The organism is Lacisediminimonas sp. (assembly GCF_030645335.1).
GTDB lineage: Bacteria > Pseudomonadota > Gammaproteobacteria > Burkholderiales > Burkholderiaceae_D > Lacisediminimonas.
Genome location: NZ_JAUSNH010000008.1, coordinates 1 through 17,136 on the forward strand (window position 1 = coordinate 1; position 17,136 = coordinate 17,136).

The 17,136-nt window shown below is 61.3% G+C and carries 12 protein-coding genes and 1 pseudogene; 5 read left to right on the forward strand and 8 right to left on the reverse strand.

The window, feature by feature from the left end; all coding sequences use genetic code 11:
• The 4 genes and pseudogenes from Q7T64_RS00425 to Q7T64_RS00440 all read left to right on the forward strand — a co-directional run.
• Window positions 1–223 (forward strand): annotated as a pseudogene (locus Q7T64_RS00425) (ABC transporter ATP-binding protein); the annotation flags it as partial.
• Window positions 224–347: 124 nt separating this feature from the next.
• A complete protein-coding gene (locus Q7T64_RS00430; RefSeq protein WP_304789432.1) occupies window positions 348–1,283 on the forward strand; it encodes a branched-chain amino acid ABC transporter permease in 936 nt (311 codons plus the stop codon).
• A 96-nt stretch (window positions 1,284–1,379) separates the two neighbouring features.
• Window positions 1,380–2,450 (forward strand): branched-chain amino acid ABC transporter permease, encoded by a 1,071-nt coding sequence (locus tag Q7T64_RS00435; protein ID WP_304789324.1) that lies wholly within the window; start codon window positions 1,380–1,382, stop codon window positions 2,448–2,450.
• Window positions 2,450–3,289, forward strand: a complete 840-nt coding sequence (locus Q7T64_RS00440) for an alpha/beta fold hydrolase (protein ID WP_304789328.1) — start codon at window positions 2,450–2,452, stop codon at window positions 3,287–3,289. Before Q7T64_RS00435 ends, Q7T64_RS00440 begins: the two co-directional genes overlap by 1 nt.
• Window positions 3,290–3,321: 32 nt before the next feature.
• On the opposite strand, the gene Q7T64_RS00445 is transcribed toward Q7T64_RS00440, so the two are convergent.
• Both Q7T64_RS00445 and Q7T64_RS00450 read right to left on the reverse strand, forming a co-directional pair.
• A complete protein-coding gene (locus Q7T64_RS00445; RefSeq protein WP_304789331.1) occupies window positions 3,322–5,661 on the reverse strand; it encodes an AsmA family protein in 2,340 nt (779 codons plus the stop codon).
• Between the two features lie 108 nt (window positions 5,662–5,769).
• Window positions 5,770–5,967, reverse strand: coding sequence for a hypothetical protein (locus tag Q7T64_RS00450; RefSeq protein ID WP_304789334.1), 198 nt, complete (start codon window positions 5,965–5,967; stop codon window positions 5,770–5,772).
• Window positions 5,968–6,428: 461 nt separating this feature from the next.
• Here Q7T64_RS00450 and Q7T64_RS00455 point away from each other — a divergent pair, with 461 nt between their 5' ends.
• Window positions 6,429–7,319 (forward strand): hypothetical protein, encoded by an 891-nt coding sequence (locus Q7T64_RS00455; protein WP_304789337.1) that lies wholly within the window; start codon window positions 6,429–6,431, stop codon window positions 7,317–7,319.
• A 76-nt stretch (window positions 7,320–7,395) separates the two neighbouring features.
• Here the strand turns inward: Q7T64_RS00455 and fdhF are convergent, their stop codons facing one another.
• The 6 genes from fdhF to oxc form a co-directional block, all read right to left on the reverse strand.
• Complete coding sequence (fdhF, locus tag Q7T64_RS00460) at window positions 7,396–10,227, reverse strand: formate dehydrogenase subunit alpha (protein WP_304789340.1); 2,832 nt, start codon at window positions 10,225–10,227, stop codon at window positions 7,396–7,398.
• Window positions 10,228–10,255: 28 nt separating this feature from the next.
• A complete protein-coding gene (locus Q7T64_RS00465; RefSeq protein ID WP_304789343.1) occupies window positions 10,256–11,959 on the reverse strand; it encodes an NAD(P)H-dependent oxidoreductase subunit E in 1,704 nt (567 codons plus the stop codon).
• A 22-nt stretch (window positions 11,960–11,981) separates the two neighbouring features.
• Complete coding sequence (gene frc / locus Q7T64_RS00470; protein WP_304789346.1) at window positions 11,982–13,229, reverse strand: formyl-CoA transferase; 1,248 nt, start codon at window positions 13,227–13,229, stop codon at window positions 11,982–11,984.
• A 73-nt stretch (window positions 13,230–13,302) separates the two neighbouring features.
• Window positions 13,303–13,749 (reverse strand): PAS domain S-box protein, encoded by a 447-nt coding sequence (locus Q7T64_RS00475; protein ID WP_304789349.1) that lies wholly within the window; start codon window positions 13,747–13,749, stop codon window positions 13,303–13,305.
• A 106-nt stretch (window positions 13,750–13,855) separates the two neighbouring features.
• The gene (gene frc / locus Q7T64_RS00480) at window positions 13,856–15,106 is read right to left on the reverse strand and encodes a formyl-CoA transferase (protein ID WP_304789352.1); all 1,251 of its coding nucleotides are present in this window, start codon (window positions 15,104–15,106) and stop codon (window positions 13,856–13,858) included.
• Between the two features lie 43 nt (window positions 15,107–15,149).
• On the reverse strand, window positions 15,150–16,877 hold the full coding sequence (gene oxc, locus Q7T64_RS00485; RefSeq protein ID WP_304789355.1) for an oxalyl-CoA decarboxylase: 1,728 nt from the start codon (window positions 16,875–16,877) through the stop codon (window positions 15,150–15,152).
• Between the last annotated feature and the right edge of the window lie 259 nt (window positions 16,878–17,136).

A 17,136-nucleotide genomic window follows, 5' to 3' on the forward strand; every position in this document is an offset into this window, starting at 1 on the left:
GGCCATCATCCAGAACATGATCGTGGCGTTCCGCGAACTCAAGCATACCGACACCACGATCCTGCTGGTGGAGCAGAATTTCAATTTTGCACGCCAGCTCGGCGACCGCGTCGCGGTGATGGACGACGGCCGTATCGTCCACGCCGGCCCGATGGCCGAACTGGCCGAAGACCAGGCAATGCAAGCGCGCCTGCTTGGCCTTTCCCTGGCTGCCCATCAGTGAGAACCCCATGAGCGCACCCGTCGCACCGCCTGCTGCAAACGCCCCTGCCGGCAATCCAGTCGCTGCCGCCGCACCGCCTGCGCTGGCGATCGTCGACTGGCTGCCGCTGCTGCTGGTGCCGGCAATGGCCCTGCTGGCGCTGCCGATGATCGGCTCGGCGCCGACCTGGGTCACGCTGACGGCGGCCGGACTGGCGATGGGCATGATCATTTTCATCATCGCGTCGGGCCTGACATTGATCTTCGGCTTGATGGATGTGCTCAATTTCGGGCACGGCGTGTTCATTGCGCTGGGCGCGTTCCTGGCGGTGTCGGTGCTGGGGCTGATGAGCGACTGGACCACGGTCAATCATCTCGGCATGAACCTGGCGGCCATCGCCATCGCAGCGGTGGTGGCGATGGCCGGCGCAGGCCTGCTGGGCTATGTGTTCGAGCGGGTGCTGGTGCGACGTGTATATGGCCAGCACCTGATGCAGATCCTGATCACGATGGGTGGCATGGTGGTGGGCGAAGAACTGATCAAGATGATCTGGGGCCCGCAGATGATCGCCCTCGAATTGCCCGCCAGCCTGCGCGGCGCATTCATCTTTGGCGATGCCGCCATCGAGAAATACCGGCTGCTTGCGGTGCTGGTCGGCCTGGCGGTATTCATTTCGATGCTGCTGGTGCTGAACCGCACCAAGCTGGGCCTATTGATCCGCGCCGGCGTACAGGACCGTGAAATGGTCGAGAGCCTGGGCTACCGGATCCGCCGCCTGTTCGTCGGCGTATTCATCGCCGGCTCAGGGCTGGCCGGCCTGGGTGGGGTGATGTGGGGCCTGTACCAACAGGGCGTGACGCCGCAGATGGGCGCCAAGGTCAATGTGCTGATCTTCATCGTCATCATCATCGGCGGGCTGGGCTCGACCGGCGGCTGTTTCCTGGGCGCGATGCTGGTCGGACTGCTGGCCAATTACACGGGTTTCCTGGCGCCCAAGGTGGCGCTGTTTTCCAACATCCTGTTGATGGCGGCAGTGCTGTTGTGGCGGCCACAGGGCCTGTATCCGGTCGCCAACCGCTAGTGCGATGGTGCATGGCACGCATTGAATCAACAGCAACTGGATAAATACCACCATGCCTGAACAACCGACACATGCAAGATCGTTGATGGTGAATCGATGATTGCCCGCCTGCTTTCGCATGACCTGCCGCGCAACCGCTGGCTGACGGCGATGCTTGTGCTGATCGTCCTCTGCCTGGCGTTTGCTCCCTTCATCTTCCCCGGCTCCAAGGCGCTCAATGTCGCGGCCAAGATCCTGGTTTTCATCGTGCTGGTGGCGAGCTATGACTTGTTGCTCGGTTACACCGGCATCGTCTCGTTCGCCCATACGATGTTCTTTGGCATCGGCGCCTATGGGGTAGCGATTGCCAGCACCAGGCTGGGCGCAAGCTGGTCGTCGCTGGCCATCGGCATCGCTTGCGCACTGGTGGTTTCCTTGCTGCTGTCGCTGGCAATTGGATTGTTTTCGTTGCGGGTGCGCGCGATTTTCTACGCCATGATCACGCTCGCAGTGGCCTCGGCTTTCCAGACACTGGCCTCGCAACTGTCGGACTTCACCGGCGGCGAGGACGGACTGAACTTCAAGCTGCCAGAGCTGTTGTCGCCCGCCTTCCAGTTCGCGGAAGAGCCGATCCTCAATGCGTCGCTCGACGGACGCTTCATCACCTACTACATCGTGTTTTTCGCCACGGTGATCCTGTTTTTGGCCATGCTGCGCATCGTCAACTCGCCGTTCGGCCGCGTGCTGCAGGCAATCCGCGAAAACGACTTCCGGGCCGAGGCCATCGGCTACCGGATCGTTGTCTTTCGCACCTTGTCCAACGTGCTGGCGGCGCTGTTCGCCACGCTGGCCGGCGCATTGCTGGCGATCTGGTTGCGCTATAACGGACCGGACGCATCGATGTCGTTTGAAATCATGATCGACATCCTGCTGATCGTCGTCATTGGCGGCATGGGCACCATGTACGGTGCAGTCATCGGCACCACGATTTTCACGCTGGCGCAAAGCTACTTGCAGGACCTGATGGCCGTTGGCGCCAACGCCACGCAGGGCATTGCCTGGCTGTCGGCGCTGCTGTCGCCTGACCGCTGGCTGCTGTGGCTGGGCGTGCTGTTCGTGCTGTCAGTGTATTTTTTCCCGACCGGCATGGTCGGCCGGCTGCGTGCACGCACACGCCAGGACAAATAATGGTGCAGCCCACTTCACATTACCTGCGTTGCCTCGACCGCGAAATCCACTTCGTCGAATGGGGCGCGGCAGATGCGCCGCCCCTGGTCATGTGGCATGGACTGGCGCGCACCTGCCGCGATTTCGATGATATTGCGGCCGAACTGGCGGGGCATTACCGCATCATTTGCCCGGACACCATCGGTCGCGGCTTGTCGCAGTGGAGTCCCTTGCCGGACCAGGACTATGGCCTGGCTTTCTACGCCGAACTGGCGCGCGCGCTGCTGGACCAGCTTGGCCTGCAGCGGGTGCGCTGGGTCGGCACGTCGATGGGCGGCGCCATCGGCATCAAGGCCGCCGCCAGCACGCTGCGCGGCCGCATCTCGCACCTGGTGCTCAACGACATCGGACACCGGATCGTGCCGGCTGCAGTCGAACGCATCAAGTCCTATGCCGGCACGCCGCCGCAATTCGACACCGTCACCGAACTCGAAAAATACCTGCGCACGATCTATGTGCCCTATGGCTGGCAAAGCGATGCGCAGTGGCGACGCATGACCGAGACTTCGGTGCGGCGCCTGCCCGACGGCAGGATCACCACGCATTACGATCCGAACATGGTGCGGCAATTCTTCAATTTTCCGCACGACTATGTGCTGGATGCGGAATATGACAGCCTGGACATGCCAGTGCTGGTGCTGCGCGGTGAAAAATCCGATTTGCTGGCTGCGGATACAGCACAGGACATGACGCAGCGCGGACCCAGGGCAAGCTTGCTGACCATTGCCGGCTGCGGCCATGCACCGTGCCTGAACGTGCCGCAACAGATCGATCCGGTCGCCCGCTTCCTGCAGACCTGATCGGGAACCAGGGTCGGCGGGCGAGTGCGGCATCAGCGCCCGAACAGGCCTTTCAACTGCCCTTTGAGTTGCTCTTCCACGCGGCCTTTTATCTCATCCTTGCGGCTGTCCAGCTGCTGGCGCACCAGGTCGGTGGCAAGGCCGCTGAAATCGACCTGGTAAGCGATCGCGGAAAATGGCCCCGACAGCCGTACCGGTACCGTCAGACCTTTGAGCGCCTGCAATTCGGGACCACCTTGCCCCTGTAGCGTGGAGACCACCGTTGCCTTGACCAGGTAATCGAGCTTGTCTTCACCGATGTCGATGTCGCCGGCGCCATCCACCCGCAACAAGGGCGATTTGGCCCGCAGGTCATTGTTGCGGGCGACACCCCGCGCGATCTTGAAGCTGCCGGTCAGTTCGCTGAAGTCGGTCTTGTCGGTAGCGGAGCCGGTGCCGCCCTGGGCTTGCGCTTCCCCCCGCAATTCACCGAGCCGGCTTTTGGCGCTGCGGATCACTTGACTGATATTGAAGCCCTTGACGGCGCCGTCGCGCAAGGCCAGCTGCGCCGTTCCGTTCAGGTTCTTTTTCAGTTGCGCCACCAGGCCGCCCTCCGTGGTGACATCAAGCACGACATTGCCGCGTCCTTCGATCGGCTCCTTGCCAATGGCGTCCTTAAGCAAGGGGCCGAGGTTGATGCCGGACAAGGTCTGGCGCAGCGCGAAGCGCGGCTGCGCAGCCGCCACCAGCGACGCCGAACCCGCCAGTGAGCCGCCATACAGATTGGCATTGATCCCGTTGATGTCAACTTTGCCGCCGGCGGCGCGCAAGTCCAGCCGCAGGTTCGACAGGCGCAGGTTTTCCGCCTTCAGGCTGCCCACCCGCAAACTGCCGCTGGCCTGCAAGTCGCGCAGTGCGGACAGGTCAATCGGCTGCTCCGCTTGTGCTGCCGGCTTGGCGCCTTGCTGGCCAGTCGCTGGTTTGGCGCGGTAGCGATCGGCATTGAGTTGATCAATGCCGATGTCGAACGTATAGGCAGCCGGTGAAAATTTTGCCAAACCGAGCCTGGCATCGAAGCTGCTCTCGTCGAGCTTGCCTTTCAGGCTGGCGCTGGCGTTCTTCTTGTTCAAGTCGGCGCCGCCACGACCATTGGCCATGAGCTTCATGCTGCCGCCGGCAGGGTTGGGCAGCGTGACATTGGCAGCGATGGCGGCCAGCTCGATGGTGCCGGCCTTCAGGTCCGCGGCGATGGGAGTGGTCAGGCTGCCCTCGATCACGGTCGCGCCCGCTTTGCCGGACAAGGTGAGCATCATTTTCGGCGCGGTGAACAAGAGCTTGTCGAGGTCGCCGGCAAGGCTGCCTTCCAGATGGGCTTTGGCGTCGGTCGTGGCGTCCTTGACGGTGGCAGTCAGTGTCACTGCGGGCAGGCGGAATGCTTGCGGCGTGCCTTCGAATGAATCCAGGGAGAACGTCACGCCGATAGTGCGCCCGCCCGGCGACAGCCTGGCTTGGCCGGTCACCTTGCCGCCGCTGACCTTGTTGTCGCCGACGGCCAGCTTTGGCGCATCCAGCTTGACTTCGACCGCTTGGCCGGATTCCTTGCCGCTTGCCGACAACTTGAGTCCGTTGATGTCGAATCGCTTTTCAGCCGGGCGCAAGTCGGCATCGCCAGCCACTTGCAGCAACAGGTCGGAAACGTCCAGTGCCGATCCTTTCAGCTCTGCATCGAGCTTGCTCACAGCATAGCGTTGGCGCGCAAGGTCGAAGGTGAAATCGGTTTTCAGCTTGACGCTGGCATCGAGCGATGGATTGCTGCTCTTGATCTGGGCGGCAAGTCTGGCGTTGCTCGGCACGGCATTGGCGATACGCCCGGTATCGAGTTGCAGGTCCGCAATGTCGATTTTCCGCTGCGTCATCTGGTCGTCGAATACGATGCGTGCGCCGGCAATATGCACGCTGTCGATATCGAAGCGCAATTGCTGGCTGCTTTCTTCCTTCGACAGCAAGTCATCGAAATTGGTGGCGCCGCTGCGGTCGCGGCGCAGGTTGGCGTTCAAGCCGCCAATGTCGATGCGATCGACGATCAGTTGCTTCGACAGCAAGGGCAGCAGCGCCAGCGACACGCGCGCTTTCTCGACACTGGCGAATTGCGCGCTGCCCTTGTGTTCGGAAATGCTCACGCGACCGAGGTCGGCACCGATCCTGGGGAAAAAACTGAGCTTGATCTCACCCGGAATCGAGAGCGTGCGCTGTTTCTTTTGCTGCACCAGGGCGATGATTTGCGGCTTGTAGTCGTTCGGATTGAAGGTGGCGGCAATGATGGCGACCCCACCCAGCATGATAGCCAGCAAGGCGGCCAGGGCAATGGCGGTGTATTTGATGGCTTTGGACATGACAGGGCAGGTAATTGACCGGGATGGCGGTCAATTTACCACTGCTGTCACCCCACGGGCGTTGGCCACTGGGCCGACCGCCCGCTTGACCAAGCTGATGCTGCCCGTTCAGGTCTTTTCATGCTGCCGGCGGCGCTCCTCCACACTCGGCGGACGATCCGCATATTGCTGTTCTTCGACCACGTTCAGGTATTCGCTGCCATCGAGCGGCCGGCCGACATGCGGAATGCCGTCGCCGGGCTGGGTTTCAGAGGGGATCGACTGCTCCCTGATCACGTCGTCTTGCGGTTGTTCAGGTTTTGGCACGGTTTTGCTCCTCTTGTTCTATCGTTCTATCGCTCAATCGCTCAATCGCTCAATCGCTCAATCGCTCAGTCGCTCAGTCGCTCAGTCGCTAAAGGCTTGGAGGCTGCCGATACAGCCGAAGTTCGGCAGCAAGCGCAATTGCACCGACGAAGCAACTTGCGCGGCGTCAATGAACGCAGCTGCCGCGGCAAGACCGCGGAACCGGCCAGGACATGCCGGGACACAAGCCTCCCTTTTAAAGGAGTCCCTGCATGAGATCGATATCCACGTTTGCACCGGCCAGGCAAAATGAACCAAGCCTGCCCTCCGGCATGGATTCATTACCCGGCGAAGTCGTCACGATGATTGCCCTGCATTGCAGGGATCGCAAGACGCTGGCGGCATTCCTTGGCACCTGCAGCCATTTTCATGGCTATGCCGAACCGCTGCTGGCGCCAGCGAAGTCCCTGCATGCGGCCCGTGTGCCCGAGCGCAGCTTGCGACTCACAGGAACGCTGGATGCGATCGCCGGATTCGGCAGGCGAATCTGTGCACAGGATTGGCAGGACCATCTTGACGCCATCGGGAAGCGGCATGCCGACGACGCCATATTAATGAGCCTTGCCGTGCTGGTACCTGGCACTGTTCCGCACGACTGCGATATTTTCCGAAATGCTTGCGAGCGCCTGGGTGACTATCATCCCGGCGTGTCGCTTGGTCGCCTCACCAAACGAATCTCCGGTCCGGCGCAAGCGGCGTGGCGTCGGGTGGTGACCGCGGTCTTCGTCGGCGCCTACGAACAGGCGGCGAGGATGGGGAAGCAGTGGAATATTCTTGATTTCAATATGCTGATCTGGACCTTCCAGCAGTGCGCGGCAAGCATGCCGCTGGATCTCACCATGTCGATACTGAAACAGATGGCAGAAAAGGGACAGCTAAATCCCCTGTCTAAGGAAAACCTGGTTTGCCAGATGCTGACAACCGTGGCCCAGCTGATCAGCAAGCCGGGGAGGATTGCGCTCGGCGATCCCCATGCCACGCAGGCATTGACAGGCCAGTTGATGCAAACGCTGGAATCAATCATCCGGGCGGCCCGTGCGCAGGGCAGCAAGGAATTCATCTTCGACTGCGCAAGCGACGCAGTCTGGTTTGTGAAATTGCTGCCCGCGCGCCATTGGCGCTTACAGCCGCAGGAAAATTTTGCATGGTTATTCGAGCTCACATCGGCAGCGCTTTTGCTGGACAAATACGATCAATCCCTGGCGCTGGTCGCGCTTGAGGCGGCCGTAGCGGGCAGGGGGATTTTCAGTGAGGATGAATGGAATGCCACGGTCAGGCAACTGCGTGAGGGTAGCCCGGATTTGCCCCAGTGACGCGATTGCCTGCCGCGCCAAAAAACAAAACGGCCGCCTCGTGGGCGGCCGTTCCGGTCTCACTCCGCTGGCGTTCTTACGACGCCAGTCCCTTCTTGATCGATCGGGCCAGAATCTGCCCGCCACCGTAAGTACTCTGCACCGGCTCGGCGCCGCCCGCTGTCACCTTGACCGCGCAATACTTGAATTCCGGTATCTTCGCAAACGGATCAAGCGCGTCATTGGTCAGCCTGTTGATCGCTGCTTCGTAGTATGCAAACGGCACGAATATGGCGCCCCGCGGGGTGCCTTCTTCGGCGCGCGCATACAGGCTTACCTGGCCGCGGCGTGATGCCAGCGTCACGACCTGGCCTGGCTTGATGCCCAGGTCTTCCATGTCGAACGGATGGATCAGCGCAGTCGGATCCGGTTCGAGTGCGTCCAGCACCAGCGCGCGACGGGTCATGCTGCCGGTATGCCAGTGTTCCAGCTGGCGGCCGGTGATCAGCACCATCGGATACTCGGTGTCGGGCCGCTCGGCAGCCGGTATCACGTCCGCCGGAACAAACCTGGCGCGGCCGTCCGGACGCGGGAAGTCTTCGACAAACACCACCGGTTCGCCCGGATCGCCTTCCTTCAGGCATGGGTAGGTGACTGCGCCATCTTGCTCCATGCGCTCCCAGGTAATGCCGCCGATGCTCGGCATGGCATGGCGCATTTCGTCGAATACGGCCGATACGTGCTGGTTCTCCCACGGCAGGCCAAGGCGCTTGCCGATTTCCTGGATGATCCACAGGTCCTGGCGGGCGTCGCCCGGCGGGTCGATTGCCTGGCGACCCATCTGTACCAGACGGTCGGTATTGGTAAAGGTGCCGTTCTTTTCGGCGAATGCCGAAGCGGGGAGGACGACGTCAGCCAGGTAGGCGGTTTCGGTCAGGAAAATATCCTGCACCACCAGGTGCTCCAGCGAAGCCAGCGCATGCCTTGCATGGTTGGCGTCAGGGTCCGACATGGCCGGGTTTTCACCCATGATGTACATGCCCTTGACGGTGCCGGCGTCGATCGCTTTCATCACTTCGACCACGGTCAGGCCAACCTTGTCGTCGAGCTTGGCGCCCCAGAATTTTTCGAAGAATGCGCGCGCTTCGGCATTGTCGACGCGCTGGTAATCCGGGAAGCTCATCGGGATCAGGCCGGCGTCGGATGCGCCTTGCACATTGTTCTGGCCGCGCAGCGGATGCAAGCCGGTGCCGGGTCGGCCGATCTGGCCCGTCATCAGCGACAGCGCGATCAGGCAACGCGCATTGTCAGTCCCATGTACGTGCTGCGATACGCCCATGCCCCACAGGATCATGGATGCCTTGGAAGTCGCATACAGCCGCGCCACGTAGCGGATGGTCTCGGCGTCGATGCCGCAGATCGGCGCCATTTTTTCGGGCGAGTAGGCGGCAACATTCGCCTTGAGCTCGTCATAGCCGATGGTGCGCGCAGCGATGAATTCCTCGTTGACCAGTCCTTCATTGACGATCACATGCATCATCGCGTTAAGCAGGGCAACGTCGGTGTCGGCGCGGAATTGCAGGTAACGGTGCGAGAAGCGCGCCAGCTCCGAACGACGCGGATCGAGTACGATCAGTTTGGTGCCGTTGGCGACAGCATTCTTGATCCAGGTGGCGGCAACCGGATGGTTCACGGTCGGGTTGGCGCCAATGATGATCACCACGTCCGACTTGATGACGTCCATGACCGGGTTGGACACGGCGCCCGAACCGATGCCTTCGAGCAGCGCAACCACCGACGAGGCATGGCAAAGCCGGGTGCAATGGTCGACGTTGTTGCTCTGGAAGCCGGTACGCACCAGCTTCTGGAACAGGTAGGCTTCTTCATTGCTGCCCTTGGCCGAGCCAAAGCCCGCCAGCGCCTGCTTGCCGACCGTGTCGCGAATCTCGCGCAGCTTGCCGCCGGCGAAGTCCAGCGCCTCTTCCCAGCTTGCTTCGCGGAACACGTCGAACACGTTCTCCGGCGTCATTTCAAAGTCGCCGGACTTGGGCGCATCCGAGCGCCGGATCAGCGGCTTGGTCAGCCGGTGCGGGTGATGCGCATAGTCGAAACCATAGCGACCCTTGACGCACAGGCGGCCGTGGTTGGCCGGGCCATCGCGGCCTTCGACGTACAGGATCTTGTTGTCCTTGACGTTGTAGGTCATCTGGCAGCCGACGCCGCAGTATGGGCAGACGGAATCGACTTTCTTGTCCGGCACTTGCAGCGCGACATCGCGCGCCGGCATCAGCGCACCGGTCGGGCAGGCCTGCACGCATTCGCCGCAAGCCACGCAGGTGGAGGCACCCATCGGGTCATCCATGTCGAACACGATCTTTTCGCCCGCGCCACGGAAGGCCAGGCCGATCACGCCGTTCATCTGTTCGTCGCGGCAGGCGCGCACACAGCGGGTGCACTGGATGCAGGCGTCGAGGTTCACCGCAATCGCCGGATGCGAAAGATCCTGCGCCACGCGCTCGCGCGCCTTGAAGCGCGGTTTGCCTACGGCGAGTTTGCGCGACCACTGGTCAACTTCGTTGTCACGCGTGTAGGCGGTTTCCGGCATGTCCGATTGCAGCAGCTCCAGCACCAGCTTTTGCGCCTTGACCGCGCGTTCGCTGTCGGTCGTGACTTTCATGCCCTGGCTGGGATAGCGGCAGCAAGATGGCGCGAGTACGCGCTCGCCATTGATTTCGACCATGCAGGAGCGGCAGTTGCCGACTGCTTCCAGGCCTTCCTTGTAGCACAGCCGCGGAATCTCCACGCCTTCGCGGCGGGCGACTTCGATGATCGTCTGGTCGGTGCGGGCGCTGACTTCACGGCCATTCAGCTCAAAGCTGACCACCGGCACATCAAGCTGGGCTATTTCGTTTCGGGTAATCGCGTTCACGTTTGTCTCACTGCCCCGCAGGGCGCAATCAGGCGAGTTCCTGGGGGAAGTATTTGACGACGCAGTCGATCGGGTTCGGCGCAGCCTGGCCAAGTCCGCAGATCGATGCATCACGCATCACGAATGACAGGTCCGCCAGCAGTTCCAGGTCCCATTTCGGCTGGTTGATCAGTGCGGCTGCCTTTGCCGTGCCGACCCGGCATGGCGTGCACTGGCCGCAAGATTCATGCTGGAAGAAATTCATGGTGTTGCGGGCAGCTTCAACTGCGGTGTCCTGGTCCGACAGCACCACCACGGCAGCCGATCCGATGAAGCAACCATACGGTTGCAGCGTATCGAAGTCGAGCGGGATGTTGTTCATGCTGGCCGGCAGGATGCCGCCGGATGCACCACCGGGCAAGTAGCCGTAAAAGGTCTGGCCGTCCTGCATGCCGCCGCAATATTCGTCGATCAGTTCCTGGATGGTGATGCCGGCAGGTGCGAGCTTTACGCCCGGATTCCTGACCCGGCCGGAAACCGAGAATGAACGCAAGCCGCGCCGATCGTTGCGGCCGTGCGATCCAAACCAGGCACCGCCTTTTTCCAGGATGTCGCGCACCCAGTACAGCGTCTCGAAATTGTGCTCCAGCGTCGGCCGGCCGAACAGGCCGACCTGCGCCACGTACGGCGGACGCAGCCGCGGCATGCCGCGCTTGCCTTCGATCGATTCGATCATCGCGGATTCTTCACCGCAGATGTAGGCGCCTGCTCCGCGCCGCAACCAGATCTTGGGGGCGCCGTCACGCGCAAACAGCGGATGGGCGGACAGCTTGTCGAGCTCGGCTTCGAGCAGGGTGCGGCAGCCGTGGTATTCGTCGCGCAGGTAAATGTAGATCGACTCGATGCCGACCGCCCAGGCCGCGACCAGCATGCCTTCGAGGAAGCGGTGCGGATCGCGCTCAAGATAATAGCGATCCTTGAACGTACCCGGCTCGCCTTCGTCGATGTTGACTGCCATCAGCCGCGGGCCTTGCTCGGCACGCACGATGCGCCACTTGCGTCCGGCCGGAAAGCCGGCGCCGCCCAAGCCACGCAGGCCGGAATCTTCCATCGCCTTGATGACTGATTCGACATCGCGCTTGCCGTCCAGGCATTCTTCGAGCAGCTGGTAGCCGCCTTCGGCGCGATAGACGTCGTAGCCCTTGTACGCTTCGGGCACATGTTTGACTTCTTTCGCAGTGACTTTGGCAACGACTTGCTCGACCGTCGCGTGCGGCACCGGATTCTGGTGCACGATGGCGACTGGGGCCTGTTCACAGCGGCCGACGCATGGCGCGGGGATCACGCGCACTTCCTTGCCAAGCAGGGCCGGCAATTTGGCCAGCAATTCCTTGGCGCCATTCATTTCGCAGGACAGGCCATCGCACACGCGTACCGTCAAGGCCTCTGGCTGATTGTCGCCTTCCTTGACGACATCGAAATGATGATAGAAGGTGGCGACTTCATAGACCTCGGTCTGCGCCAGCCGCATCTCCTGGGCCAAGGCTGCCAGGTGGGCCGATGACAGGCAGTTGTAGCGATCCTGGATCTTGTGCAGGTGCTCGATCAGCAGGTCGGCGCTGCGCGAGGCATCGCCCAGCAGTGCCTGCACTTCGGCCAGGGCAGCGGGATCGACCCGGCGGCCCTTTGGCGCTTCGCGCTTGCGCTGCCTGCTGGCGCCCTGCACTGCAATCGGTATGATGATTTGATTCATGGAATTTGCTCGTTGTCCTGGTTCAGATCACGCGTTCTTGCCGCATTTGGGCGATATCCTCGGCGCTGTAGCCTAACTGCCCCAGCACTTGTTCCGTATGCTCGCCCAACAGCGGCGAACGGGTCACGTCGGTCGGGCTGTCCGAGAGCTTGATCGGATTGCCCACGGTCAGGTATTTGCCGCGCGTGGGATGGTCGACTTCAACAATGGTGCCTGTGGCGCGCAGCGCCGGTTCCTCGGCAATTTCTTTCATCGACAGGATCGGTCCGCACGGGATGTCGTACTGGTTGAGGATTTCCATGGCCTCGAATTTGGTCTTGGTCATGGTCCATTGCTCGATCCGATTGAAAATCGGCTTCAGGTGCAGCAAGCGCGCCTGCGGCGTCTTGAATGCCTCATCCTCGATCCAGTCCTCTTCGCCGATCACCTTGCACACCGCCGGCCATACGGCAGCCTGCGTGATGAAATAGATATACGCGTTGGGGTCGGTTTCCCAACCCTTGCATTTCAGGATCGACCCCGGCTGGCCACCGCCAGACGAATTGCCGGCGCGCGGCACGGCGTCGCCGAACTTGCCGTCAGGGTACTGCGGATATTCATGCATGGTGTGGGTGCGTTCCAGCCGCTGCTGGTCACGCAGCTTTACCCGGCACAGGTTGAGCACGGCGTCCTGCATCGGCGCCAGCACTTTCTGTCCGCGCCCGGTCATGGTGCGCTGGTAGAGCGCGGCAACAATGCCCAGGGCCAGGTGCAGGCCGGTGCCGCTGTCGCCGATCTGTGCGCCTGTCACCATTGGCGGGCCATCGTCAAAACCGGTAGTCGACGCCGATCCGCCGGCGCACTGGGCCACGTTCTCGTAGACCTTGCAGTCTTCATAGGGACCGGGACCGAAGCCCTTGACCGAGGCCATGATCATCTGCGGGTTGAGCTTCTGGATATGCTCCCAGGTGATGCCCATGCGGTCGAGTGCGCCGGGTGCAAAATTTTCGACCAGCACGTCGCATTCCTTGATCAGTGCGTCCAGTACTTCGCGGCCACGCGGCTTCTTGGTGTCGAGCGTAATCGAACGCTTGTTGTGGGTGAGCATCGTGAAATACAGGCTGTCCACGTCCGGAATATCGCGCAACTGTCCGCGCGTGGCGTCGCCTTCGCCCGCACGCTCCACCTTGATCACATCGGCGCCGAACCAGGCCAGCAATTGCGTGCAGGTAGGTCCGGACTGGACATGGGTGAAATCAAGGATCTTGACGCCGTCTAACGCTTTGCTCATGGAATATCCTGCCGGGGAGTGAATTAAACCCCGTATGTTAACTTACCTTGCCGACCCGATAGCCGCACTGCCGTCAGGCGGACTTGTCCCTGGCGGCCAACTGGCTTTCCAGCTCCGCCAGCCGCTTGCGCAATTCGCGATCCTCCGCAAAACGCGCCGATTCATCGCGAACCACGGCAACGATCGAAGACACCTTGCCATCCGCCGTGTGCAGCATGGCGACGGTAAACGCAATCGACAGCCGATGGCCATCCTTGTGCACTGCCGGCACCCGCAATACGTCGTGCCCGTAACGCGTGATGCCGGTTTCCATGGTCTTGTGATAACCATCCCAGTGCCGCTTCTGCTGCGGCTGCGGAATGATCAGGTCCAGCGATTTTCCCAGCGCGTCGGCTTCGGTGAAGCCGAACATGCGCTCGCATGCCGGGTTCCAGAGCGTGATCGCTCCGCTGGCGTCAGCCGCCATCACGGCGTCACCCACGGCCTCGACCAGTTGACGGTAATCAATCGATGAGTTCATCGCGGACTTCCTTTTCAGAAAATACGGTCTCCAAGAAAAGAACGGCGCTCAAACTGAACGCCGTCCGTGCCCATCACCGGGAGACCGGTATGTCAGTCAACCGCGCTCAGACCACCTTGTCGGAGTGCAGTGCCTTGATCTGGTCGCCGTTGTAACCCAGGCTCGACAGCACTTCGTCGGTGTTCTCGCCCAGCAGCGGCGAGGCGGTGACTTCAGGCTTCAGGTCCGAGAACTTGATCGGGCTGCCGACGGTGAAGTAACTGCCGCGTGTCTTGTGCGGAACTTCGACGATCGAGCCGCTCTTGCGCAGCGATTCATCGTTGAGCAATTCCTTCATGGACAGCACTGGTGCGCAAGGAATGTCGAACTTGCGCAGGATGTCGACCGCTTCATACTTGGTCTTGTCCTTCAGCCATTCTTCGATCGTGCCGAAGATGTCCATGATGTGCGGCTGGCGTGCCTTGGCCGTCGTGTAGTTAGGGTCCGTCTTCCATTCCGGTTTGCCGATGGCGTCGCAGATCGGCTCCCAGGCATGACCCTGGACCGTGAAATAGATGTACGCATTCGGGTCGGTTTCCCAGCCCTTGCACTTGAGCACCCAGCCTGGCTGGCCGCCACCGCCGGCGTTACCGCCACGGGGAACGACGTCGCTGAATGTGCCGTGCGGGTACTGTGGATATTCTTCCAGGTAGCCCAGGCGGTCCAGGCGCAACTGGTCACGCATCTTGACGCGGCACAGGTTGAGCACGGCGTCTTGCATCGATACGGCAACCTTCTGGCCCTTGCCAGTCTGCTGGCGGCCAATGTAGGCCGTCAGGATGCCGATGGCCAGGTGCATGCCGGTATTGCTGTCGCCCAGGGCAGCAGAGCTGACCGTAGGAGGGCCGTCCCACCAGCCGGTGGTGGAGGCTGCGCCGCCGGCGCACTGGGCCACGTTTTCGTAGACTTTCAAGTCTTCGTAGTGGTGGCCGTCCGAGAAGCCCTTGACCGAAGCCAGGATCATCTTTGGATTCAATTCCTGGATGCGCTCCCAGGAAAAGCCCATGCGGTCGAGCGCGCCAGGACCGAAGTTTTCGACCATGACGTCGGAAACCTTGATCAGCTTTTCCAGCACTTCTTTACCGGCTTGGGTCTTGGTGTCGAGTGTCAGCGACTTCTTGTTGCTGTTCAACATGGTGAAATACAGTGCGTCGACATCAGGGATGTCGCGCAACTGCGAACGGGTCACGTCACCCGAACCAGGACGCTCGACCTTGATGACGTCGGCGCCGAACCATGCCAGCATTTGGGTACAGGCCGGGCCGGCTTGCACGTGGGTGAAGTCGATGATGCGAATGCCTTGAAGTGGCTTGTTCATTTAGATAGCTCCTTGTTGTCTCTGTCGTCTAACTTTAACTGTATTACTTCTTGGTCGCTGCGCTTTGCGGGTTCAGATGGGAAATGCGTCCACTTTCAGTGCCCGCCTTCTCATCAATCATGGCATTGATCAGGGTTGGCTTGCCGGAGGCGATGCCTTCAGCCAGTGCCTTGGCCAGTTCGTCAGGTGTGGTCACGGTCACGCCGACGCCGCCGAATGCCGTCATCAGCATGTCGTAGCGTGCGTTCTTGACGAACACGGTCGGTGCGACTTCCGGACCACCGGTCGGGTTGACGTCGCAACCACGGTAAACACCGTTGTTGTTGAAAATGACGACGGTGATCGGCAGGTTGTAACGGCAGATCGTCTCGACTTCCATGCCCGAGAAACCGAATGCGGAGTCGCCTTCGAGTGCGACCACCGGCTTGCCGCTGGTGACGGCCGCGCCAATCGCGTAGCCCATGCCGATGCCCATCACGCCCCAGGTACCCGAGTCCAGGCGCTTGCGCGGCTCGTACATGTCGATGATGCTGCGGGCGTAGTCCAGCGTGTTCGCGCCCTCGTTGACCAGATAAACATCCGGGCGGGTCTTGAGTACGTCACGCATGGCGCGCAGCGCACTGTGGAAATTCATTGGCGATGGATTGGCTTCCAATGTCTTGGCCATTTTGGCGACGTTGGCTTCGCGCTTGGCGGCGATTGCTCCGGTCCATTCCTCTGACGGCTTCTGGAAATCGCCCAGGCCGTTGAGCAGTGCCTTGACGCAGGAACCGATGTCGCCGACCAGCGGTGCATCGATCGGCACATTGCTGTCCATCTCTTGCGGCGAGATGTCGATGTGGATGAATTTCTTGTCGGCCCAGTCCTTCTGGTCGGTACCGCCCCAGGTCGGGCCCTTGCCGTGCGACAGCAGCCAGTTCAGGCGGGCGCCGATCAACAGCACCACGTCGGCTTTGGCCAGCGCAAACGAACGCGCGGCGACAGCCGATTGCGGATGGTTGTCAGGCAGCAGGCCCTTGGCCATCGACATCGCCAAGTAAGGTATGCCGGTCTTTTCGACCAGTGCCCGGATATCGGCATCGACCTGCGCGTAGGCAGCGCCCTTGCCGAGCATGATCACCGGACGCTTGGCGCCCTTGAGTACGTCGAGCGCACGCTTGACCGAATCGGCCGAAGGAATCTGGTCGGGCGCAGCGTCAACCACGCGAACGATCGATTGCTTGCCCTTGAGGGCGTCCATGGCCTGGCCCATCAGCTTGGCTGGCAGGTCGAGGTAGACGCCACCGGGACGGCCGGAGACAGCGGCGCGGATGGCGCGCGCCATGCCGATACCGATGTCTTCGACATGGTTGATGCGGTAGGCGGCCTTGACGTAAGGCTTGGCTGCGTTGAGCTGGTCGAGTTCTTCGTAGTCACCTTGCTGCAGGTCGACGATCTCGCGCTCGGAAGAGCCGCTGATCATGATCATCGGGAAGCAGTTGACGGTGGCATTGGCCAGTGCGACCAGGCCATTCAGGAAGCCGGGCGCCGACACGGTCATTGCCACACCAGGCTTCTTGGTCAGGTAACCGGCGATAGCGGCGGCGTTGACTGCGTTGGCTTCGTGACGGAATCCGATCCAGCTCAAGCCTTCTGCCTGCGCCAGGCGCGCCAGGTCAGTAATGGGGATACCGACCAGACCATAAATGGTGTCGATATCGTTCGCCTTGAGGGCGTCGATGATTAGATGGAACCCGTCGGTGAGATCTCCTGCTTGTGTCTCGGTTGTCATATCAGATGTCTCTTTTTCGATAAGGGTTGAGCAGTGGAGGGCGGCTTGCTCATCGCTTGTGCAGGGTCATCCTGCATCGTCGCGATATCATAGAAATCGTGGTCGGCATTTACCATTGACCGCGGTCAATTTTCAAAAACACCGGACCTGGCCTGCCAGCGGGCGCGCCCGGCATTGAGGCATTATCATAGGGATTTCAGTGTGGCGTTCTCATTGACCGCGGTCAATTTGTACCGGATCATGTGCTTCACTTTAGCAA